At 67.8% G+C, this 21,278-nt stretch carries 16 protein-coding genes and 2 tRNA genes; 1 reads left to right on the top strand and 17 read right to left on the bottom strand.

Annotation, left to right across the window (positions count from 1 at the left end):
• Positions 1 to 27: 27 nt before the first annotated feature.
• The 6 genes from GF405_06875 to GF405_06850 all read right to left on the bottom strand — a co-directional run bounded on the left by GF405_06875 (position 28) and on the right by GF405_06850 (position 4,576).
• Positions 28 to 105, bottom strand: a tRNA-Pro gene (locus GF405_06875).
• Positions 106 to 157: 52 nt separating this feature from the next.
• Positions 158 to 1,177 (bottom strand): NAD(P)H-dependent glycerol-3-phosphate dehydrogenase, encoded by a 1,020-nt coding sequence (locus GF405_06870; protein ID MBD3367880.1) that lies wholly within the window; start codon positions 1,175 to 1,177, stop codon positions 158 to 160.
• The gene (plsY, locus tag GF405_06865; protein ID MBD3367879.1) at positions 1,177 to 1,818 is read right to left on the bottom strand and encodes a glycerol-3-phosphate 1-O-acyltransferase PlsY; all 642 of its coding nucleotides are present in this window, start codon (positions 1,816 to 1,818) and stop codon (positions 1,177 to 1,179) included. Before plsY ends, GF405_06870 begins: the two co-directional genes overlap by 1 nt.
• The gene (der, locus tag GF405_06860) at positions 1,815 to 3,146 is read right to left on the bottom strand and encodes a ribosome biogenesis GTPase Der (protein ID MBD3367878.1); all 1,332 of its coding nucleotides are present in this window, start codon (positions 3,144 to 3,146) and stop codon (positions 1,815 to 1,817) included. Before der ends, plsY begins: the two co-directional genes overlap by 4 nt.
• Positions 3,143 to 4,441, bottom strand: coding sequence for a DUF512 domain-containing protein (locus tag GF405_06855; GenBank protein MBD3367877.1), 1,299 nt, complete (start codon positions 4,439 to 4,441; stop codon positions 3,143 to 3,145). Before GF405_06855 ends, der begins: the two co-directional genes overlap by 4 nt.
• Before the next feature lie 59 nt (positions 4,442 to 4,500).
• A tRNA-Gly gene (locus GF405_06850) sits at positions 4,501 to 4,576 on the bottom strand.
• 167 nt (positions 4,577 to 4,743) lie between these two features.
• Between GF405_06850 and GF405_06845 the strand changes: the two genes are divergently transcribed.
• Complete coding sequence (locus GF405_06845) at positions 4,744 to 6,672, top strand: sulfatase-like hydrolase/transferase (protein ID MBD3367876.1); 1,929 nt, start codon at positions 4,744 to 4,746, stop codon at positions 6,670 to 6,672.
• Positions 6,673 to 6,696: 24 nt separating this feature from the next.
• Here the strand turns inward: GF405_06845 and miaA are convergent, their stop codons facing one another.
• From miaA to GF405_06790, 11 genes are all read right to left on the bottom strand, one after another.
• Positions 6,697 to 7,659: a tRNA (adenosine(37)-N6)-dimethylallyltransferase MiaA gene (gene miaA, locus GF405_06840; protein ID MBD3367875.1), complete on the bottom strand. Its 963-nt coding sequence runs from the start codon at positions 7,657 to 7,659 to the stop codon at positions 6,697 to 6,699.
• Complete coding sequence (gene mutL, locus GF405_06835) at positions 7,656 to 9,401, bottom strand: DNA mismatch repair endonuclease MutL (GenBank protein ID MBD3367874.1); 1,746 nt, start codon at positions 9,399 to 9,401, stop codon at positions 7,656 to 7,658. Before mutL ends, miaA begins: the two co-directional genes overlap by 4 nt.
• Positions 9,391 to 12,012: a DNA mismatch repair protein MutS gene (gene mutS / locus GF405_06830; GenBank protein MBD3367873.1), complete on the bottom strand. Its 2,622-nt coding sequence runs from the start codon at positions 12,010 to 12,012 to the stop codon at positions 9,391 to 9,393. Before mutS ends, mutL begins: the two co-directional genes overlap by 11 nt.
• Positions 12,013 to 12,057: 45 nt before the next feature.
• A complete protein-coding gene (locus GF405_06825) occupies positions 12,058 to 12,891 on the bottom strand; it encodes a tetratricopeptide repeat protein (protein ID MBD3367872.1) in 834 nt (277 codons plus the stop codon).
• The gene (locus tag GF405_06820) at positions 12,881 to 14,011 is read right to left on the bottom strand and encodes a tetratricopeptide repeat protein (GenBank protein MBD3367871.1); all 1,131 of its coding nucleotides are present in this window, start codon (positions 14,009 to 14,011) and stop codon (positions 12,881 to 12,883) included. Before GF405_06820 ends, GF405_06825 begins: the two co-directional genes overlap by 11 nt.
• Positions 14,012 to 14,031: 20 nt before the next feature.
• Positions 14,032 to 14,355, bottom strand: a complete 324-nt coding sequence (locus GF405_06815; protein MBD3367870.1) for a DUF1049 domain-containing protein — start codon at positions 14,353 to 14,355, stop codon at positions 14,032 to 14,034.
• Positions 14,356 to 14,544: 189 nt separating this feature from the next.
• The gene (miaB, locus tag GF405_06810; protein ID MBD3367869.1) at positions 14,545 to 15,804 is read right to left on the bottom strand and encodes a tRNA (N6-isopentenyl adenosine(37)-C2)-methylthiotransferase MiaB; all 1,260 of its coding nucleotides are present in this window, start codon (positions 15,802 to 15,804) and stop codon (positions 14,545 to 14,547) included.
• 41 nt (positions 15,805 to 15,845) lie between these two features.
• Positions 15,846 to 17,171: a tRNA (N(6)-L-threonylcarbamoyladenosine(37)-C(2))-methylthiotransferase MtaB gene (mtaB, locus tag GF405_06805; protein MBD3367868.1), complete on the bottom strand. Its 1,326-nt coding sequence runs from the start codon at positions 17,169 to 17,171 to the stop codon at positions 15,846 to 15,848.
• A gap of 98 nt (positions 17,172 to 17,269) precedes the next feature.
• A complete protein-coding gene (locus GF405_06800) occupies positions 17,270 to 19,687 on the bottom strand; it encodes a 30S ribosomal protein S1 (protein ID MBD3367867.1) in 2,418 nt (805 codons plus the stop codon).
• A gap of 26 nt (positions 19,688 to 19,713) precedes the next feature.
• Complete coding sequence (ispH, locus tag GF405_06795) at positions 19,714 to 20,598, bottom strand: 4-hydroxy-3-methylbut-2-enyl diphosphate reductase (GenBank protein MBD3367866.1); 885 nt, start codon at positions 20,596 to 20,598, stop codon at positions 19,714 to 19,716.
• Positions 20,595 to 21,191: a 1-acyl-sn-glycerol-3-phosphate acyltransferase gene (locus GF405_06790; GenBank protein MBD3367865.1), complete on the bottom strand. Its 597-nt coding sequence runs from the start codon at positions 21,189 to 21,191 to the stop codon at positions 20,595 to 20,597. The genes ispH and GF405_06790 overlap by 4 nt, the downstream gene beginning before the upstream one ends.
• Between the last annotated feature and the right edge of the window lie 87 nt (positions 21,192 to 21,278).

Genomic DNA, 21,278 nt, shown 5'->3' with positions numbered 1-21,278 from the left:
GGGCCTTGCAGTTCCAGAGAAGAGAAGTGGTCGGGGCGACTGGATTCGAACCAGCGACCCCTAGCCCCCCATGCTAGTGCGCTAACCGGACTGCGCCACGCCCCGACTCCGAAGAATCTAGCACAGCGTCGTCGGCCAGACAAGCCGAATCGGCGCCTCAAGGGCCCCCCATTCCCCGGATCTCGGACTTCGGTTCCCTGACCATGAGACGGACGATGGCCTCGCGCGGGTTGTCCCCGTCGAAGAGCACGCGTCCCATCTCAAAGGCGATCGGCATCTCGATACCCTCACGGTCCGCCAGCTCGTTGGCGCTCCTCGTCGTGCGCACGCCCTCGGCGACCATCACCATGTCTTCGAGGATCTCATCGAGCGCGCGCCCGCCGGCGATCGCCTCGCCGACGTACCGGTTTCTGCTGTGGCGCGAGATGCACGTCGTGATGAGGTCGCCCATGCCCGACAGCCCCGCGAACGTCTCGGGCCGTCCTCCGAGCGCCACGCCGAGGCGCGTGAGCTCGGCCAGTCCTCGAGTCAGGAGGGCTCCCTTGGTGTTGTCTCCGTATCCGAGTCCGTCGCAGATGCCCGCGGCGATCGCGATGATGTTCTTGAGCGAGCCTCCGAGTTCGACTCCGACGAGGTCGGTGTTCGTGTAGACGCGGAGGGTCTCCATCATGAAGAGCTCCCGCACCCTGACCGCCGTGCCCTCGTCGAGGGCGGATGAGACGATCGTCGTGGGCAGGCCGCGGCTGACCTCCTCCGCGTGGCTCGGCCCGACCAGCGACGCTATCGCGCGGGACCCGGGGCGGTCCAGGACCTCGGAGAGCACCTCCGACATCCTCATGAGTGTCTCGTTCTCTATGCCCTTGGCCACGTTGACGACCGTTGTCCCGGGCTCGATGTGCTCCCCGGCCCGTCCGGCGACATCGCGAACAGCGTGCGACGGGACGGCGAAGACCGCGGCCTCGCAACCGTCCAGGCACGTCCCTATGTCGCCGGTGATGCGGATGTCCCGGGGGATCGGTACGCCCGGCAGGAACTTCGCGTTCTCGCGATCCCGCTCCAGGCGCTCCACCTGGTCTTGGTCGAACTCCCAGAACGTGACCTCGTGGCCGTTGCCGTGGAGCACCAGACCGAGGGTCGTTCCCCAGCTTCCGGCGCCAAGGACCGCGATGCAGGCCATCAATCTCCTCCTTGCGTCCTGCGCTTCGAGCCGAAGCGGTTCTCGGTTCCGTTCAGGAGCCTGCGGATGTTGGCGCGGTGCGTCGCGACGACCAGTACAGCGATGCCGGTCGATGCGGCCAGGAGCGGCACCGGCTGCGGAACGCCCGCCGCCGCGTGAGTGGCCGCGACGGCCAACGGGAGAAGCACGGCTCCCGTGATGGATGCCAGCGATACGTAGCGCGTCGAGAGGACGACGATCAGCCAGGCGGCGATCGAGATGCCGGCGGCCGGAGGCGCCAGGGCGCCGAAGACGGCCGCCGCGGTGGCGACGCCCTTGCCTCCCCTGAACCGGACGAAGACCGACCAGACGTGTCCCGCGATGGCGGCGAGGCCGCCGAGGAGCGCCGTCGTCTCGGCCCCGAGCGGCCAGTCCGCGCCGACCGCGTGGCGGGCCAGGACCACGGCTGCCACACCCTTGCCGGCGTCGGCGATGAGAACAGGCACGGCGGCGCGGGGACCGAGCACGCGCAGCACGTTCGTGAAACCGAGGTTGCCGCTTCCCTCGGAGCGCAGGTCGACGCCGGCGATGCGGCCTGCGATGGCGCTCGACGGAACGGCGCCGAGGAAGTAGGCGACTATGATCGCTGCCGCGGGGTTCACGAGCGCCCTCCCCTCGAGCGTCTCCGCCTGACGGCGATCCGTATCGGACTGCCGCCGAAACCATACCGCTCGCGGAGCTGATTGGCAAGGTACCTCCGGTAGCTCTCGGTGATGGCGTCGGCGTCCTTGACGAAGACGACGAAGGTCGGCGGCCGGATGCCCGTCTGGGTCGCGTAGAGAATCCCGCTCCGGCGCCCGCCCGGCGGCGGCCGGTGCGCAACGGCCTCCTCGATGAAGCGGTTCATCTCGGCCGTCGACAACCGGACCGACCCCGCCTCGTGGACGCGGCGTGCCGTCTCCAGAAGCCGGCGCACGCGCTGCCCCGTGGCCGCCGATACCAGCACGACGGGCGCGTGTCGGACGAACGGCAGTGTCTCCCGGACGTGTCTCTCGGCCGCCGCCGCGGAGGTGTTGTCCTTTTCGATGAGGTCCCACTTGTTGAACGCGATGACGAGCCCGCGGCCGGCCTCCTCGGCGAGCGATGCGATCTTCGCGTCCTGTCCGACGACGCCGTCGGTCGCGTCGACGACGAGGATCGCCACGTCGCACCGTTCGATGCTCCTGAAGGAGCGCATCGCGCTGTAGAACTCGACGCCGCGGTCGATGCGGGAACGCTTCCGGAGTCCGGCCGTATCGACGAGGACGTAGTGCTCTCCCTCGTATTCTATCGTCGTGTCGATCGAGTCCCGGGTCGTGCCCGGCTCTGAGTCGACGATCACTACGTCCTGGCCGACGATCGCATTGACCAGTGAGGACTTGCCTACGTTCGGCCTGCCGACGAGAGCGAGTCTGAGGGCGTCAGGTGATTCGGGGACTGCGACCTCGGGGATGAGTGCAACGAGCCGGTCGAGCAGGTCGCCCGTCCCCCGTCCGTGAAGCGCGGAGACGGGAGCCGGCTCACCGAGCCCGAGTTCGTGGAACGCGTGGACGTCCATCTCCTGCGCTCCGGAGTCGACCTTGTTGACCGCCAGCAGGACCGGTCGGTCGGAGCGCCGCACCAGCCTCGCGACGTCCCGGTCGAGCGCCGTCGGCCCTGTCTCCCGGTCGACGACCAGGATGATCGCGTCGGCCTCCGAGATGGCGCTCTCGGCCTGCGCCCGGACCATGCCGGACAGGCCCTCCGCCTCGTTCGGCACGAGCCCGCCGGTGTCGACGAGCACGAAGCGGCGACCGCTCCAGTCCGTCTCGAGGGCCTTCCGGTCACGCGTCACGCCCGGCTCATCGTCGACGACGGCGGCTCTGCTGCGCGTCAGCCGGTTGAAGAGCATCGACTTACCGACGTTCGGTCTTCCGACGACGGCCACGAGCGGCAGGGTGTCGGCGCTCACGAAGCGTCTCCTTCCCCGTTGGCTGCGGCAAGAATCGCCCGCACAAGGTCGACGCTCGCCTCGACCGGCCGACGGCCGCCCGCCTGGGCGATCTCAGCGACGGTCATCCCGTCGAGCGTCACGCCGTCCGCGTTGAAGGCCTCTCCCGGCAAGAGGTAGAGTCCCGCCTCCGGCGCCTGCGAGAGCCCCCGCACGAGGTCGGCGCCGGACAGGAGGCCGGCCACGGTGACGCTGCGTCCCAGAAGCCGGTTCTCGACGGGCACGACGTCGAGCTCGACCGGCGCGTGCTTCCGGAGCTCCCGCGGCGCCACGTCCGCAATGAAGGGAGCGGCCAGCTCCCCGGTCAGCAGCACGACGTTCACCGGCTCGGTCAGCCTGCCGGCGAGCGCCGGCGCCGATGCTTCGAGGTCTCGCTCGAAGAGCCTGAGCAGCCCGACGCCGTTCTCGATCTGCTCGAACTCCCCGTAGTGCTCGTACGGCGGCAGGTCTTCACCCGCAAGAAGGTAGACCTCGTCCGAGGCGTGGATCGAGGGGCCGCTTCCCTCCGCGCCGCCCGCCTTCTCCACGGCCCGGAGGATTGCGAGTGCGCCCTCCCGGTCCACCGGCGTCAGCGGGAACAGACCGTCCCGGTGCGCCGTGAGACCGACAGGGACGACGGCGACGGTGGCCACCGCGTCCCCGAGCGTCGCCAGGTCCGCGAGCGTCCGCTCGATGACCTCACCGTCGTTCAGCCCGGGGCAGACGACGATCTGGCCGTGCAGCGTGATGCCCGCGTCCGCGAGTCTCCGGAGCGACGGCATGATCGACGGGGCCCGTGGATTTCCCAGAAGTGTGCGGCGGACGTCGTCGTCGGTCGCGTGGATCGAGACGTAGAGCGGCGAGAGCTTCTGCCGCTCGATCCGCCGGTAGGCCCTTTCGTCGAGGTTCGTCAGGGTGATGTAGTTCCCGCAGGTGAACGAGAGACGGAAGTCCTCGTCCTTGACGTACAGGCTCTCTCTCATCCCGGCGGGCAGCTGGTCCACGAAGCAGAAGACGCAGTTGTTCGGGCAGGTCCTCGGTCGGTCCGGCTCGAACTCGATCCCGCACTCGGCCGGGTCCCGCAGAGGAAGCTCCACGTCGAGGAGCCGGCCCTCGCGGACGAAGCGCCACGGTGCGCGGCGCTCCAGCCAACCCAGCGCGAACGCGACATCGAGCGCGTCGGAGGTCTCCAGCGACCCGATGGATGTGAGCTCGTCGCCGGACCTGATCCCGGCCCGGTCGGCACGGCTTCCGGGCCTCACGTGCACGACTCTCACACGGCCCCCGAACGTCGGACACCCGCCGCACGTCGGCGCGGCGGCGGGTGAACAAGAAATGGAGCGGGCAACGGGACTCGAACCCGCGACTCTCAGCTTGGGAAGCTGATACTCTACCAGCTGAGTTATGCCCGCTCGCCTTTGAGTCTGTTGCTGTCCCACACAATGGAACCATCCGGCACAACGGGGTGTCAAGTCCGTTCGGCCTGGCGTGCGGCCCCTCCGGGGTTGCCCGATGCTCCCGTTCGGCGTAGAATCGGCTTGGCGCAAGGGGTCCGGGCAGATACCAAGGGACGGTGAACATGCGGGCACGTGCACACGGAGGTTCGACCGGGAGTTTCGTCGGTGCGACACTGGGCGGCGGCCTGCTCATCTTCGCAGGACTCGCCCTGCTCGAGTGGATCGTCCTCGTCATCAAGCTCCCCGTGGTGTGGAGCGGCAGTCTCGCCGCCGTGATGCTCTGGAACGTCCTGCTCTACGCGGGTTTCGGAGTAGTGGCCGGCGCCGCCGCGGTCCTCGTCGGGCTTCTCCTGCGAGCCGCGACGGGCGGACGATGGACCGCTGTGACCACCCCCGCCGGAGGTCAGGCCTTCGTGTTCGCCGGTTCCGTCTTCCTCTACTGGGTCCTCTCCCTCAACAGGCTCTCGCCGCACGGGGCGACGCACCCGGTGTCACTGGCTCTCGACGTTTTGGCGCTCGCGATCGCGCTGGTGCTGCTCGGGCTGTTTCTGCGGCGGGCGGCGCGTTCGGGTCGACCGGTGTTCTGGAGGGTCTGCGTTCTTGTCCTGCTCTTCATCCTGCCCGTCTACTGGGCCGGCGCGGGCGGCGTGGATCGCATCGAAGGTGCGGCCGATCTCGGCCCGGCCGACATCGAGAGCGGCCGTCCCGTTCCGGACGTGCCGAACATCGTCCTCATCATGCTCGATACGACGAGAATCGACTGCCTGGGCTGCTACGGATCGGTCGACGGTCTCTCGCCGTCGATCGACGCGCTCGCAGACGACTCCGTGCTCTTCGAGGCCTGTGTGACGCCGGAGCCTCTGACGCGGCCGGCGGCGGCGACCCTCTTCACCGGTCTCTATCCCATGTCGCACGGCGTCGACACGAACACGAAGTCGCTGCCGGGCGAGATCACAACGCTCGCCGAGCTGCTGCGTGACCGCGGCTACGCGACCGGCGCGTTCGCGGCGGCCACAGTTCTCTCGAGTTACTACGGGACCGATCAGGGGTTCGACACGTACGTCGAGCCGACCGAAACACCATGGACCCTGCACAGGGCGCTGGCTCTGAGACAGTTGGTCTCGGCGCTGGGCTATGCTCCGGTCGCGGCGATCGAGCTTCCGGCCGACATGATGACCGACCGGGCGGCAACGTGGATCGAGGCCAACCACGGCAGGCCGTTCTTCGCATACGTTCACTACTTCGATCCGCACTGGCCGTACGAGCCGCCGCCGGCGTTCGACTTCGCTGCAGAGGCCGGACTGGCCGATGTTCCTGTTCCCTACGATGATCCGCAGGACCGGTTCCGCACGGATTTCGAGATGCCGCGGGACTTCCTCATGCGCGAGTGGTTGCGCTATCAGGGCGAGATCCGGTTCATGGACCGGGAGGTCGGTAGGCTGTTCGATGAACTCGACCGGCTGGGACTCCGGGACGACACGATCGTCGTTCTCGTGTCCGATCACGGCGAGGGATTCGAGCACCAGTTCTACTTCGCCCACGGGAACAGGCTCTACGATCAGCTCGTGGCCGTCGCCATGATGGTCCGGGTCCCCGGCGTCGAGCCGCGGAGGGTACCGACGCAGGTGACGCTGCTCGAGGTGTGTCCGACGATCCTCGGTCTGGTGGACGTCGATCCGCCTCCCGGCGTGCAGGGGCTCGATCTCTCGGCCGTCGTGCGGGACGGGGTGACTATGGAGGGCGATCTCCCGGCGTTCTGCCAGACGGACTTCGAGAACCCCAAACCGCTCTCTTCGAGAGTCTCGGTCGGGCTCCGCCTCCCGCCGTGGAAGTACATCGACTCGCCGGAGATCGAACTCGAGGAGCTGTACGATCTCGAGGCCGACCCCGCGGAGACGGTCAACCTGGCTGAAGAGCTGCCCGACGTCAGACGCGACATGTCCCGCAGGGTGACCGAGTGGCTGGCGACGACACAGACCAGAGCGGTCGAGGTTGAGCAACTCAGTCCGGAGCGTATCGAGGCGCTCCGGGCGCTCGGCTACCTCGAGTAGCCGCCGGCGGAGAACGGACGTCCCTCAGCGCTCTCGACCCGCTGCGCGCCTCCAGGCCTCGAGCAGGCCGTGCGCTGCCTCTTCGGGCTCCTTCTTCCCCATGTCGATGGTCAGCTCAGCGGGGGTCCTGGAGAACCACGTCACCTGGCGCTTGGCGAAGCGGCGCGTGTTCCTCTTGATCTCCTCGACCGCCTCCTCGAGCGCCCTCTCGCCTCTCACGACAGGGATGAGCTCGCGGTATCCGAGGGCGTTTGCCGCCGGCATGTCCTCTGCGAGTCTGCCTGATGCCAGAAGCCGATCGACCTCCTCAAGGAGACCCGCCTCGACCATGCGGTCCACCCGCAGCTCGATGCGGCGGTAGAGAAGCTCTCTGTCCATGGTGAGAAGCACGTACCACGGCCGGTAGCGCGGCTCGCGACGCCCCTCCCTCTGCCAGGCCGAGAGCGTCCGGCCCGTGGATTCGTGGACCTCGAGGGCCCGGACGACACGGACGGCGTCGTTCGGGTGCAGCCGATCCGCCGCGTCGGGGTCGACCGCGGCCAGCCGCTCGTGGAGGGCGCGGGGTCCGAGCCGCGCGGCATCCTCCTCCAATCTGGACCGAATGGCCTTGTCCCGCCCCGGCCCCTCGAAGAGACCCTCGAAGAGCGAGGTCACGTAGAAGCCCGTTCCTCCGACGACGATCGGAGTCAGATCCCGCCCGAACACGTCCTCGATGGCGTGCTCGGCGAGCGATGCGAACCTGGCGGCGTCGAAGCGCTCCGACGGTTCGGCGATGTCGATGAGATGATGGGGCGCAGCAGCTGTCTCGGCGGCGTCGGGCTTCGCCGTGCCGATGTCGAGACCGCGGTAGATCTGGCGTGAGTCGGCCGAGACGATCTCGCCGCGAAGCTCGCGCGCGACCGGCACGGCGACGCCTGTCTTCCCGACGGCCGTCGGCCCGACGATCGCCATGACCGTCCGACGCCTGTCGCGCGGGGTTCCGGTCATGTCCTCCCGAACCTCTTGTCGAGCTCCTCGAGCGTCATGCGCATGAAGGTCGGCCGGCCGTGCGGACACGAGTACGGAAGCTCGGTGGCGAACAGCTGATCGACAAGGGCGCGCATCTCCTCCTCCCGCAGCCTGTCACCGGCCTTGATGGCCGTCCGGCAGGCGAAGGTCCGCGCAATGCTCTCCACGTAGTCTCGCGTGCCGGACGCGCCTGAAGGCAGGGCGTTCAGGATGTCCTTGAGAACCGTTTCGTGCGCGAGGCGCGGGAAGGCCCCGGGAACGGACTCGATCATGACGGTCCTGCCGCTCATGGGTCTGACCGAGAACCCGAGCCTGCCTACGAGCCCGCTCACCTCCTCGAAGGCGCTCCATTCCTGCGGCGAGAGATCGACGGCGACCGGAAAAAGCAGCTGCTGGCCGGGCCCTTCCTCCGCGGCTCCGGTCAGGCGGCGCCTTGCCTCCTCGTAGACGACCCGTTCGTGAGCGGCGTGCTGGTCGAGCAGCAGAACGCCCTCTCTCGTCTGGACGAAGATGTACTGGTGGTGGAGCTGCCAGAACTTGACCTCCTCCAGAGGCCCGACCTCCCGGTCTTCGTCCGACGGGCGCCGTTCCTCGGTCTGCGTCGCGATGCCCTCGGCCATGTCGCGGGGCAGCGAGAGCTGTGCGGCGGGGATGCTGTTCTCCGCGCGCGGTCCGCTCCAGCCGCTGTCCGGACTTCCGTCCCTGACGCCGCCGAACCGCGGGGCGCTGTCGTGCGACATCAGCGTCTTCCTGACGGCCGCCTCGACCAGTCCGAAGATCCGTCGCGTGTCGCCGAACCGGACCTCCCGCTTCGTCGGGTGGACGTTGACGTCGACCAGCGCGGGGTCGATGTCGATGAGGAGAACGTAGACGGGGTGGCGGTCCCGCGGCAGGAGCTCGCCGTACCCGGCCCTCACAGCAGCGCCGACCAGGCGGCTGCCGATCGGGCGGCCGTTGACTGCGACGATCTGGAGCGCGCCGCGCGCTCTGGCGATGGAGGGCTTCCCGGCGAGGCCCGATACGGCGTAGCCTCCCTCGGACGCCGAGATCGGAAAGAGGTCGTCGACGAGCGACTGGCCGAGCACCTCGCCGACGCGGTCGCGCAGACCTCCGGACGGTCCTATGTTCATGGTGAGCTTGCCGTCGACCGCGACGTCGAACCGGACGGCCGGGTAGAGCACGGCGTACTCGGTCAGAAGCTCGACCACCTTCCGGGTCTCGACGCGGTCGCTTCTGAGGAACTTCCGCCGCGCGGGCGTGTTGAAGAACAGCGACGACACTTCGACGGTCGTCCCGGGCGCCCTGCCCGCGGGACGGACGTCTCTGAGCTCGCCCCCGACAACGCTCACCTCGGTCCCCTCGACGCTCCCCGGCTCGCACGTGACCACCCGGACCCTCGAGACCGAGGCGATCGACGGAAGCGCCTCCCCGCGGAAGCCGAGGGTCTCGACGACCTCGAGATCCTCCGGCCCCGAGAGTTTGCTCGTCGCATATCGCTTGAACGCGTCGACCGCGTCGTCGCGGTCCATACCGACGCCGTTGTCGCTCACGAGGATGAGATCGCTACCTCCGCCCTTGATCTCGATGCTGAGTTCGTCCGCGCCGGCGTCGATGGCGTTCTCGACGAGTTCCTTCACCACCGAGAACGGACCTTCGATGACCTCGCCGGCCGCGATCATGTTCGAGACGGCTTCCGAGAGCGTGCGGATCCTACGTGTCACTCTGGACCTCTTCCTTCAGCTTCCTGAGCCGGTCGAACGCCTCGAGCGGCGTCATCGACTCGAGATCGATGTCGGAGAGCTCTCTCTCGACCTGTGACGGCCGCCGCTCGAAGAGGGCGAGCTGCGGGCTCTCCGGTCCCAGCGGCCCGTGCTCGCCGGCGGCCAGACGCGGCATCTCGTCGACCCCGTACTGCGTCGATTCGAGGTTGCGGAGCACCTCGCCCGCGCGGGCTATCACCTCGTCTGGCACGCCCGCCAGACGCGCCACCTCGATGCCGTAGCTCTGATCGGCCGAGCCGGGCACAACCCTCCTCAGGAACGATATCGTATCGCCGGTCTCCCTGACCAGCACGTTCATGTTCCAGAGACGGGGCAGAACGTCGGCGAGCTCCGTGAGCTCGTGGTAGTGAGTGGCGAAGAGCGTCCTCGGACGACCCTGTTCCCGGTTGTGGAGGTGCTCCGTCACGGCCCACGCGATCGACAGGCCGTCGAACGTGCTCGTGCCGCGGCCGATCTCGTCGAGGAGCACGAGGCTCCGGTCGGTCGCGTTCCTCAGGATGTTGGCGGTCTCGCTCATCTCGACCAGGAACGTGCTGCGCCCCCTGGCCAGCGCGTCGGTCGCGCCGATGCGCGTGAACACGCGGTCGACGAGGCCGACGCGGGCCTCCCGGGCCGGGACGAAGGAGCCCAGCTGGGCCATGATCACGATGAGCGCGGTCTGGCGCAGGTAGGTCGATTTGCCTGCCATGTTCGGGCCCGTGATCAGGAGGATCTGTCGTTCGTCGACCGACAGGTCGAGGTCATTCGGGACGAAGCGCTCTCCGTGAAGCAGGCTCTCCACGACCGGATGCCGTCCCTCCTGCACAAGGAGCGAGCCCGACCGGTCGACCGAGGGGCGTACGAAGCGCGACTCTGCGGCCGACTCGGCGAGACCCGCGAGCACATCTATCCGGGCCAGCACGTTCGAGAGCTCCTGGATCCGCGGGGCCGATTCCGCGACGCGGCTTCTGATCCCCTCGAAGAGCTCGGCCTCGAGGCGGCTCATGTCCTCCTCGGCCGTCAGAACGGTCTCCTCGTGCTCCTTGAGCTCCGGCGTGACGAATCGCTCGGCGTTGACCAGCGTCTGCTTCCGGATGTAGTCATCCGGCACGGCTTCGAGATGGGTCTTCCTGATCTCGATGTAGTAGCCGAAGACTTTGTTGAACCCGATCTTGAGCGACGGGATGCCGGTCCTCTCGCGCTCCCGCGTCTGGAGTCGTCCGATCCATCCCTTGCCGTCCCGGGTGACGGTTCGGAGCCTGTCGAGCTCGTCGTCGAACCCCTCGCGGATGACGCCGCCGTCGCGGAGGGACGCCGGCGGACTGTCGGTGACCGCACCCGCGAGGAACCCCTCGACGTCGGCGACGTCGGGCAGGCTCGTACCGAGCGAGGCGACGGCCGGTCCCTTGGAGGCCGTGCAGGTCTCTGAGACCTGGGGCGCCAGCTCCAGACTGCGGCGGAGGTGCGCCAGGTCCCGCGGTGACGCGTGGCCGGACGCGACACGGCCGATCACCCTGGCGACGTCGCAGAGCTCGGACAGGATGCTCCTGAGGTTCTCGCGGAGGGCGGCGTCGTCCAGGAGCTCTTCGACCGCATCGTGGCGGGCGGAGATCCTGTCGACGTCCAGCAGAGGGTAGAGGATCCACTGCCTCAGGAGCCTCGCGCCCATCGCCGTCACAGTGCGATCGAGCACCGCGAAGAGGGTCGCCTCCTCGAGTCCCCGCTCCATAGGCTCGACGAGCTCGAGGTTCCGCTGCGTCGTCTCGTCGAGGACCATGTGCTCCGTTGCGCTCACGGAACGCATGGTCGTGATCTGCGTCAGATCCCGGCGCTTGAGGTCGCGCAGATACCTGATGGCGGCGCCGGCGGCCGCCACGCCGGACGGCATATCGGTGGCTCCGAAGCCGTCCAGATTGGCCACTCCGAAATGCTCTCTGAGCGCCGAGGCCGCCTCCTCCGGAGTGAACTCCCAGTCGGCCAGCCGCGTCACGGTGACGCCCCCGAGTTCGGAGAGTACAGCTCGGAGCGGCTCGCGCTCCGCCGCGGTCTCGGGGACGACGATCTCGGCGGCGTCCGCGCGGAGCACCTCCCTTCGGACGTCCCCCGGGGCGAGCTCCGTCAGCGAGAACTCGCCGGTCGAGAGGTCGACGCGCGCCATCCCGATCGTCGCTTCCGACGGCGCGACCGCCACGAGGTAGCTCGAGCGGCCGTCGTCGAGGAGTCCCTCACCCATGACGGTCCCGGGCGTGACGATCTCGGTGACCTCGCGCTTGACCAGGCCGCGCGCCTTCTTCGGGTCCTCGACCTGATCGCAGATGGCGACCTTGATACCGGCGGCGACGAGCCTGGCCAGGTAATTGTCGAGTGCGTGGTAGGGAATGCCGGCGAGGGGGATCGGGTTGTCGCTGCCCTTGTCCCGCGTGGTCAGCGCGATCCCCAGAATGTCCGAGGCGGTTTTCGCGTCCTCGAAGAACGTCTCGTAGAAGTCGCCCATCCGGAAGAGCAGGAGCGCGTCGCCGTGTTCCCCCTTGATCTTCCTGTACTGGCGCATCATGGGTGTCAGCTCGGCCATTCAGTGCCTCCGGCCGTCACCGGTTCACGCGAACCGCCCGGGCTGTCAGCGGGACTCGTTCGACGGCGATGTCGTGTCGGCTGATGCTGTGTCGGGCGGGGCCGGGCGGGAGAGCCGCTCCAGCGCCAGTGTTGCGTGGAAGGTCCCCGGGTACTCCTCGACCAGCGACGACAGCAGCTCGGTCGCCGCGGCATGGTCCCCGATCTGTGCCCGCGCCTCGGCGGCGCCTGAGAGCGCGAGCAGCCTCACATCGCCGTCGGGATACTCGGCCGCCACCTTCTCGAACGACCTGGCCGCCTCCTCGTGGCGTCCAAGCTCGAGGAGCGCCCTCGCCGCCCCGAGCTCGGCCCGGGGGCGGATCTCCTCCAGCGTGCCGGGGGCCTCCGCGATGGTCGTGAACGCGTCGAGCGCGGCAGAGCCGTCCCTGGCTGCCAGCAGGCTCTCCGCACGTCTGAACTCGGCGGCTCCGGGCCGGAAGGCCGGCGCAGACCGGTCGGCCCGGGCGTACTCCTCGGCAGCGGCCGTGTACCGGCCGCGGGCGAACAGCAGGTCGCCGCGCATCATATGCGCCGCCGCGATCTCCTCCGGTCTCCGCGCCGCATCCAGAGCTGCGTCGAGAAGCGTGGTCAGGGTGTCGACGTCGGCCGTCAGCCGGGCCAGCTCCAGGAGGACCGAGGCCTCCTCGGCCAGCCTGTCGTCCGATGCCGTCAGCTCCGACAGATACGTTCTGGCCTCATCGGGACGTCCCGAACGCTCGAGGGCGCGCGCTCTGGCCACGGCCTCACGCGCCGTCGGTTCCGCCGGGGACGACACGACGAGCGCCGCCACGAGAGCGGCGGCGACGAGACCTGTGACGCATGTCCGGATGTCAGCAGGCATCGATCCAAGCGCGGCAGGCGGGACAGCGCCACGCTCCTTCCTCGGTCGACGCGCCGCAGGTCGGGCAGGTCCTGCCGTCGGAGGCGAGACGTTCAAGCAGCTGGTCCGCTGCGCGGGCGGCCTCCTCGAAGCGCTCCTGGCGCACCAGGAGCTCGCTCAGGCGTCTGTGACCGGTGAGCGACTCGCCCTCGTGCTTCACGGCCTCCCGGGCGGTTCTGACCGCGTCGTCGATCGAGCCCTTACGCTCGAGCATCCTCGAGAGACCGATGAGCGCGTGCGTGCTCGTCGGCGCGCGGGTGACGACGTCCTCGTAGATCCCCATCATTCTGCCGAAGTCGCCGACCTCGAAGAACGCCTTCTCGAGTCTCTCGAACACGGTGAATGCGCACTCCGGCCGGTCGGTGACGATCTTCATCCAGTAGGCGATCGCGCGGTCCGTGTCGCCCTCGGCGGCGGCGATGTCCCCGAGGTGGACGTTCGCCAGCGCGGCACCTTCGGGGCTCTCCTTGAGCGCGGCTCTGAACTCGGAACGCGCCCGCGCCGTGTCGCCGGCCCTGAGAGCAAGCAGTGCGAGATGCGCGCGGTAGACACCGAGTTCCGGGCCGACGGCGCCGGTCTTCAGAAGCTCCTTGTGCGCCTCTCGTGCCCGCTCGTACTCCCCCGTCGCCTCGTAGGCATCGCGCGTCATCTCGATGATCTCGGGGTCGCTCCGGCTCGAGCGGTCGAGGGCCGCCACGCTCTCGAGGACCTCTCGCCAGCGGCTCTCCTGCCTGAGATCCAGGGCGAGGTTCCGCATGATCTCGTTCCGCACGGTCTTCGAGAGGCGGCGCTTGACGAGGAGCTCCCGGTGGACCTGAACTGCCTGGCGCGCCCGCCCCTGTTCCCGGAGCAGGTTCCCGAGCTTGATGTAGGCATCGACGTTCCTGGGATCCTCACGGACGGCGGCGGTCAGATGCCTGACTGCCTCCTCCCGGTCGCCCCGGATCATGGCATCGATGCCCAGCCGGTACGGGGTCGAATCCTCGAGGGCCGCGCGCGAGCGCCGCAGCGCCGCGATGCGCCACGCGAAGAGGATGATGGCCGCCGCGACGACGACCGCTGTCAGAGCGAACGCGTTCACCTCGTCCTCCAGAGCGCCTGCTAGACGTCGTCCTCCGCATCGGTCTCGATGCCGTCCAGCGAGATGTTCCTGAGACCGGCGATCTCCTGCTGAAGGTCCTTGTTCTCTCGCTGAAGCGCGCGCATGCGGCGGCGCAGCGTGACCTCGTGGAAGATCGAGACGAAGAACCAGACGACGGCACCGACGACGAACGCTTCGAAGAGCAGCAGGACCAGAGGCACGTCTTCGAACGTCAGCTCCGCGGTGCCGAGCGAGATAGTCGCTCTCTCACCGCTGTTGATCATGGCGAACCACGTGATGGCCACGACGAGGATGAGGATGAGGAGCATTCTCAGGACCCACACGGCTGGCACCTCCTGATCCTGAAGAGCTGGTGTGCTTTTTCGCGCCGGGCCCCGGGATCATCGGGCCCGCAGACTCCCGCAGTGTGCGGGCAGCGACAGTCTAGCAACGGTTCGAAACCGGTCGCAAGGGGTTTCTCCCGTCCGGCCGCCGTCTGACAGATCGCTGGTGCCGACCTCCGTGACGGACCGTCAGGCTGAACGGTCGCTCACGACGCCGCGAAGCGTCCATGCGGACGCCTCGCGAACGGTGACATCCACGAGCTCTCCGACGTCGGCCCGGCCGCTGAAGACGACGGCCTTGTTCTGACGGGTTCTTCCGAAGAGGACGTCGTTGTCCCGCTGACTCGGGCCCTCGCAGAGCACCTCGACCCGCTGACCGACGAGACCCTCGTTGATGCGCCAGGTGATGCCCTTCTGCAGCTCTATGATCCGCTCGAGGCGCGCTATCTTCTCCTCTTCCGGTACATCGTCCGCGAGGTCCGCAGCGGCGGTGCCTGACCGGACCGAGTAGCGGAACATGAAGGCGGAGTCGAAACGGACCTCCTCCATCAGGGAGACCGTCTCCTCGTAGTCGTCCGCGGTCTCTCCCGGGAACCCGACAATGATGTCGGTCGTCAGCGCGACATCGGGAACACGCTCGCGGATCGTGCGGACGAGCGCTCGATACCGTTCCCGATCGTATGAACGCCCCATCGAGGCGAGGACCCGGTCGGAGCCGGACTGGACCGGCAGGTGGATGTGTTCGCAGACGGCACCCGTCGAGGCGATCGTCTCGATGAGCTCGTCCGAGAGATCCTTGGGATGCGACGTGGCGAATCGCAGCCGTTCGAGTCCCGGGACGGCCGCGACGCGGCGGAGGAGCTCCGGGAAGTCCGCGTCTCCGTCGCGGTAGGAGTTGACGTTCTGCCCGAGGAGCGTGATGTCCTTCGTCCCGAGCGCGGTCAGGCGGCCGACCTCACGCAGGACCGAGTTCGCCGTGCGGCTCCTCTCGCGGCCGCGCACGAACGGGACGATGCAGTAGGTGCAGTAGTTGTCGCAGCCCCTCATCACAGCGACGAACTCTCTGATACCCGCCGTCACTGGCGCGTCGCGTTCGTCGTAGGGATCCCGGCGGTAGACCGGCGTCCAGAGGCACCGTTCGTCGCGCGCGGCCCGGAGAAGCTCGGGAAGACGGCCGTATCCGTCGGTACCGACGACCAGGTCGACCGGCGTCAGTTCGAAGAGCTCGGAACCCAGTCGCTGCGCCACGCACCCGACCACCGCGACGACGGCGTCCGGCGGGGCCAGCCCGCGCAGATGCCGGAGCCGCCCGAGGACGCGCATCTCGGCCCGTTCCCGGACGCTGCATGTGTTGACGACGACGGCGTCGGCCCGCTCCGGGCTCGAGACGAGACTGTGTCCATGGAGCCGGAGACTCTCGCGGATCAGCTTCGAGTCATACTCGTTCATCTGGCAGCCGTACGTCTCGATGTAGACCCGCACAGCGTCTCCTATCGCAGCGTGGACTCCAGGACGGCGCCCCGCGTCGCCTCGCCGTCGGCCTCTATGATCTCCACCTCGCCCAGGCGGTTTGCGAGCTCCGGGCCGCCCGGTGCGTCGATCCGGACGTAGTTCTCGGAGAGGCCCGTGGCGAGCCCGGGAGCCGGTCCCTCCCTGTCCTCGAACAGAACGCTGAGCTTCCTGCCGATGAGCGAACGGCGAAAGGACAGCGAACGGCGCCTCGAGAGCTCGCGCAGCTGTCTGCTCCTCCTCCGCTTCTCAACGCCGGGGACCTGGTCGCTCCTGCGCGCCGCTTCCGTGCCGGCGCGGGGCGAGTAGGAGAAGACGTGAAGATACGTGAACGGCAGGCTCTCGATGACCTCGACCGTCTCGGCGAAGTCCTCGTCGGTCTCGCCGGGAAACCCGACCATCACGTCGGCGCCGAAGCCGCAGAACGGGAGCTCGTCCGTTACGAGGCGAACGTTGTCGATGTAGGACGCGCTGTCGTAGCGCCGCCCCATCGCCTTCAGGACCCTGTCCGAGCCGCTCTGCAGCGGAATGTGGAGGTGCGGGCAGACCCTCTCCTCGCGCACGATGAGCTCCGCCAGATCGGGCAGGAGCTCCGTCGGCTCGACGGATCCGAGTCTGACGCGCTCGATGCCCTCGACGTCGACCACCTGTTCCACGAGGCGCGCGAGCGCCGAGCCCGCTTCGATCCCGTCCTCGAAGCAGCCGATGTGGACGCCTGTCAGGACGACCTCTCTGTATCCCGCGCCCGCCAGCCGAGCGACCTGGTCGAGGATCTCCGCCGTCGGACGACTCCTCGACGGGCCGCGCGCGTCGGGGACCGCGCAGTATGAGCAGCGATGGTCGCAGCCGTCCTGGATCTTGATGAACGCCCGCGTGTGTCCACGGAATGTCGAGACATCGTACCCATCACAGGAGGTGCTGACCGGCTCATGGTGGATGCGGTCGACCGGCCCTCCGTCGAGCAGCTCGGACACCAGCTCGACCAGTCTGTTCTTGGAGCCGTTGCCGACAATGAGCCTGACCTCGGGCATCCGGGCCAGAGAGCCGGGCTCGCGCTCCGCGTAGCAGCCGGTGGCAACCACGACGTCGCTCACTCGCGCTCCTCTCCGGAGCATCTGACGGGAGCGGTAGTCGCTTCGCGTCGTCACCGTGCACGTGTTGACGACGCAGACGTCGGCCCGGTCGCCGGACGGCACGACGCGGAACCCGGCCCGTTCGAACCCGTCCGCCAGCCCCTCGCTCTCGTACTGGTTGAGCTTGCATCCGACCGTCGTCAGCGAGACGGTCGGCCGTCGTCGGCGGTCCATCGCGCTTCGTTTCCTCTCAAAGGCGCGGGGGGACCCGAGTGCGAGTCCCCCCGATCCTGTCTCATCGACCCACACGCGCGGGGGCGATGTCCCCCGGACTACAGGGTCTTCTTCTCTTCCTCGGGTTTCTCTTCGGAATCGCCCTCAGGCTTCTCTTCCTCGGGCTTCTCCTCGGAGTCGTCCTCAGGCTTCTCGTCTTCGGGCTTCTCCTCGGAATCGCCCTCAGGCTTCTCCTCGGGCTTCTTCTCGGCTTCGCCCTCAGACTTCTCCTCGGGCTTCTCGTCGGCCTCGCCCTCAGACTTCTCCTCGGGCTTCTCCTCGGAATCGCCCTCAGACTTCTCCTCGGGCTTCTCCTCGGAATCGCCCTCAGGCTTCTCCTCGGGCTTCTCCTCGGAATCGCCCTCAGGCTTCTCCTCGGGCTTCTCCTCGGCTTCGCCCTCAGGCTTCTCGTCCTCGGGCTTCTCTTCGGAGTCGCCCTCAGGCTTCTCGTCCTCGGGCTTCTCTTCGGAGTCGCCCTCAGACTTCTCCTCGGGCTTCTTCCCGCTGTCGTCGGCCTTCTCCTCGCCCTCACTCGGCTCGAGGAGCTCGGAGCGCACCTCGTGCGCCGCGATGTACTCCTGAAGCGTCTCCTCGGGCTGCTTCTCCATGTAGGTCTTGACCGACAGGACGATCCGCCGGTTTTCAGGCGAGACCTCGATCACCTCGAGCGGTATCGTGTCGCCCGGAGCGAAGCGCGCCTCGACCCGCGAGATATCGGGCAGGGCCAGATGTGACATCGGCACGAAGCCCTCGATGTCCTCGGGGATCTCCACGACGATGCCGGATTTGTGGATGCGGGAGACCTTTCCGTCCACGTGCGTTCCGACAGCGTACTTCTCGGCGATCTCGGGCCAGGGATTCTCCTGGCACTGCTTGATGCCCAGGGAGATCCTGTGTCGGTCCTTGTCGATCCCGAGGACCATGACCTCGACCTTTTCGCCGCGGTGCACGACCTCGCTCGGATGCTTGATCCGCTTCGTCCAGGACATGTCGGAGATGTGGACGAGACCGTCCATGCCCTCCTCAAGCTGGACGAACGCGCCGAAGTCCGTGAGGTTCCGGACGCGTCCCTCGATCCGTGTTCCGACGGGGTACTTCGTGTCGAGGTCCTGCCAGGGATCGCTCTCCGTCCGCTTGAGCGACAGGGAGATCTTCTCCTCCGGCTTGTTGACGTTCAGGACCTTCACCTCGACGATGTCACCGATGCCCAGTATCTTCGAGGGGTGACGGATGTGCTGCGTCCACGACATCTCGGAGATGTGGACCAGTCCCTCGACACCCTCCTTGAGCTCGATGAACGCGCCGTAATCGGTGATCGACACGACCTTCCCGCGGACCTTCGAGTTGACCGGGAACTCGTCCTCGACGTTCTCCCACGGGTACTCCATGAGCTGCTTCAGACCGAGCGAGATGCGCTCCCGTTCAGGGTCGAACGAGAGGACCTTGACGGTCAGTTCGTCGCCGATGGCCACGAGCTCTGAGGGATGCCGGATGCGTCCCCAGCTCATGTCGGTGATGTGAAGCAGTCCGTCGATGCCGCCCAGGTCCACGAAGGCGCCGAAGTCCGTGATGTTCTTCACGACGCCCTGTCTGGTCTGTCCGACCTCGAGTTCCTTGAGGAGCTCTTCCTTCATGCTCTGGCGCTCGTCTTCGAGCACGACGCGGCGCGAGATGACGATATTCCGGCGGCGCTTGTTGACCTTGAGGATGCGGAAGCGGAGCCTCTTCCCGAGCATGTCCTCGAGGTTCGGGATCCTCCTGAGCGCGACCTGCGAGCCCGGCAGGAACGCCTCGACGCCGAACAGGTCGACCTTGAGGCCGCCCTTGATCCTGCGCTTCGGCACGCCCTCGACGATCGACTGGTCGTCGTGCGCTTCCTTGATCTTGTCCCAGACCTGCAGGAAGTCGGCCTTGCGCTTCGAGACGCGTACCTCGCCGTCCTGGTCCTCGGTCGCCTCGAGCAGCACGCTGATCTCGTCGCCCGGCTTGATCTCGTCGGGCTCCGTGAACTCCTCGATCGGGATCCGGCCCTCGGACTTGAAGCCGATGTCGACCATCACCTCGTTCTCGTTGACCGAGAGCACGCGGCCCTTCACGAGCTCACCCTCGTCGATCGAGCGGAGGGTCGACTCGTACATCTCGGCCATTGCCTCGTACTCTTCGCGCGTGTAGCCGAGCTCCTCGAGCTCATCGTCCGAGACCTCGATGGCCGTCGTGACCTTCTCGGCCGCTTCCAGCGCCTCGTCGGGGAGCTCGTCGGGCGTCGCGACGGCGCTCTCGATGGCCTCAGGATCCTGCACGGCCGTCTCCGTCGCTGTCTCCTGCGTCTCGGTGCCGCTCTCCGCAGAAGCGGTCTCGGCCGTCGTGTCGTCCTGCCTCGGCTCGGCCGGCTCGTCCGTCTTCGCGGTCTCCGTGCCTGCCGTCGCGTCCTCGTTCGTCGTGTCCTGTGACTCGATTCTGTCCTTGTCCTCGACCATCCTGCCTGTTCACTCCTCTCGAAACGTCAACTGCTGCCGACTGAGGGCGGCGTTCCTCCTCCGGTTCCTCCGGAGGCCATGGCGCTCTCGACCGCGCACACCAGTTCATCGATGATCCACTGCGGTGTCGATGCGCCTCCCGTTATCCCAACGGTCCCGGCGTCCTCGAGCCACGAGGGCTGGAACTCGTCGGCCGTCTCTATGTGATAAGCGCGCGAGCCCGCCTCGCGACAGAGCTCCCATAGACGCCTTGTGTTGGCACTGTTCCTTCCGCCGACGACCAGCATCACGTCGGCACGCTTCGCCAGTTCGAGCGCGTTCGCCTGTCGCTCGAACGTCGCCTCGCAGATCGTGTTGTACACCCTGACCTCGGGCGCGACCGCCAGCAGAGCCTCGACGACCGAGCGCAGTCGCTCCGGCGGCTGCGTCGTCTGACAGACGACACCAACGCGCTCCGCCCCATCGATGCCGGCGAGGCCGCCCGGCCCGTCGACCACGAGCGCCTGCTTCTCCAGACTGCCGGTGATGGAGAGGACCTCCGGATGGTCCTCCTCTCCAACCACGACGACGAGGTAGCCCTCCTGCTCCAGCTCCTTGGCCCGGTCCTGCACCTGCTTGACGAACGGGCACGTGGCATCGACGATCGTGAGACCCTTGCGTCGCGCCTCCTCGAGAACCGACGCCGGCAGGCCGTGCGATCTGACCACCAGCGTCCCGGTCTCGATCTCGTCCAGGTCGTTGACGACCCGGAGTCCCTCCTCCTCGAGCCTCTCGACGACCTGCGGGTTGTGAATGATCGGCCCGAGCGTGACGACCCGCCCGTCTCCGCCTCTCGCCGCCTCGAAGGCGAGCCGGAGCGCACGCTTGACGCCGAAACAGAACCCCGCGCCGGGAGCGACCTCGACCGTCATACCGTCACCGTACCCGTTGCCAGCTCCCGGATGGCCGCCATCACCTCTTCGGCGAGAGCCCTGTAGTCGCCGTCCTCTCGCGGGGCGATCGGCCGTCCGTACCTCACAAGGAGCAGTCTCTTCCTTCTGAAGGCCACGGCGAGGTCCCTCGAGCCGGTGATCCAGACCGGGACCATCGCAGCACCCGCGGCCGCAGCCACCCAGGCCGCGCCGGGACGTCCTTTCCCGAGCCGTCCGTCCCTGCTCCGCGTTCCCTCCGGGAACATCAGCATCACGCCGCCCCGCTCGAGGACCGAGACGGCCCGTCTGAGCGCCCGCCTGTCGGACGCGCCGCGCCGGACGGGGATGGCGTTGTATGTCCTGATGAGCCATCCCAGGAACGGATTACGGAAGAGCTCCTCCTTCGCGAGGAAGTGCGTCTCCCGAGGGCATCCGAGTCCGACGAGCAGCGGATCCCAGCCCGAGATGTGATTGCTTGCCAGAAGGACCGGACCGTCCCCCGGGATGCCGCCGCTGCCCTCGGTTCTGAAGCCCCAGAGCAGCTTCGCAAGCAATCGCGCGAGCGTCCAGCCGATCCTGTAGTGGAACCTCACGTCTCGAGCGCTCCGTCGGCGTTCCGGGGTCTCGAGGAGCCGCGCTCGACGGCCAGCTCGATGACCCGTTCCACCTGATCCTTGATT

Origin of the sequence: Candidatus Effluviviaceae Genus V sp. (assembly GCA_014728125.1) — a bacterium.
Taxonomy (GTDB): Bacteria; Joyebacterota; Joyebacteria; order Joyebacterales; family Joyebacteraceae; genus WJMD01.
The sequence above is the reverse complement of the archived record's forward strand: the minus strand, read 5'-3'. Positions and strand labels throughout refer to the sequence as shown.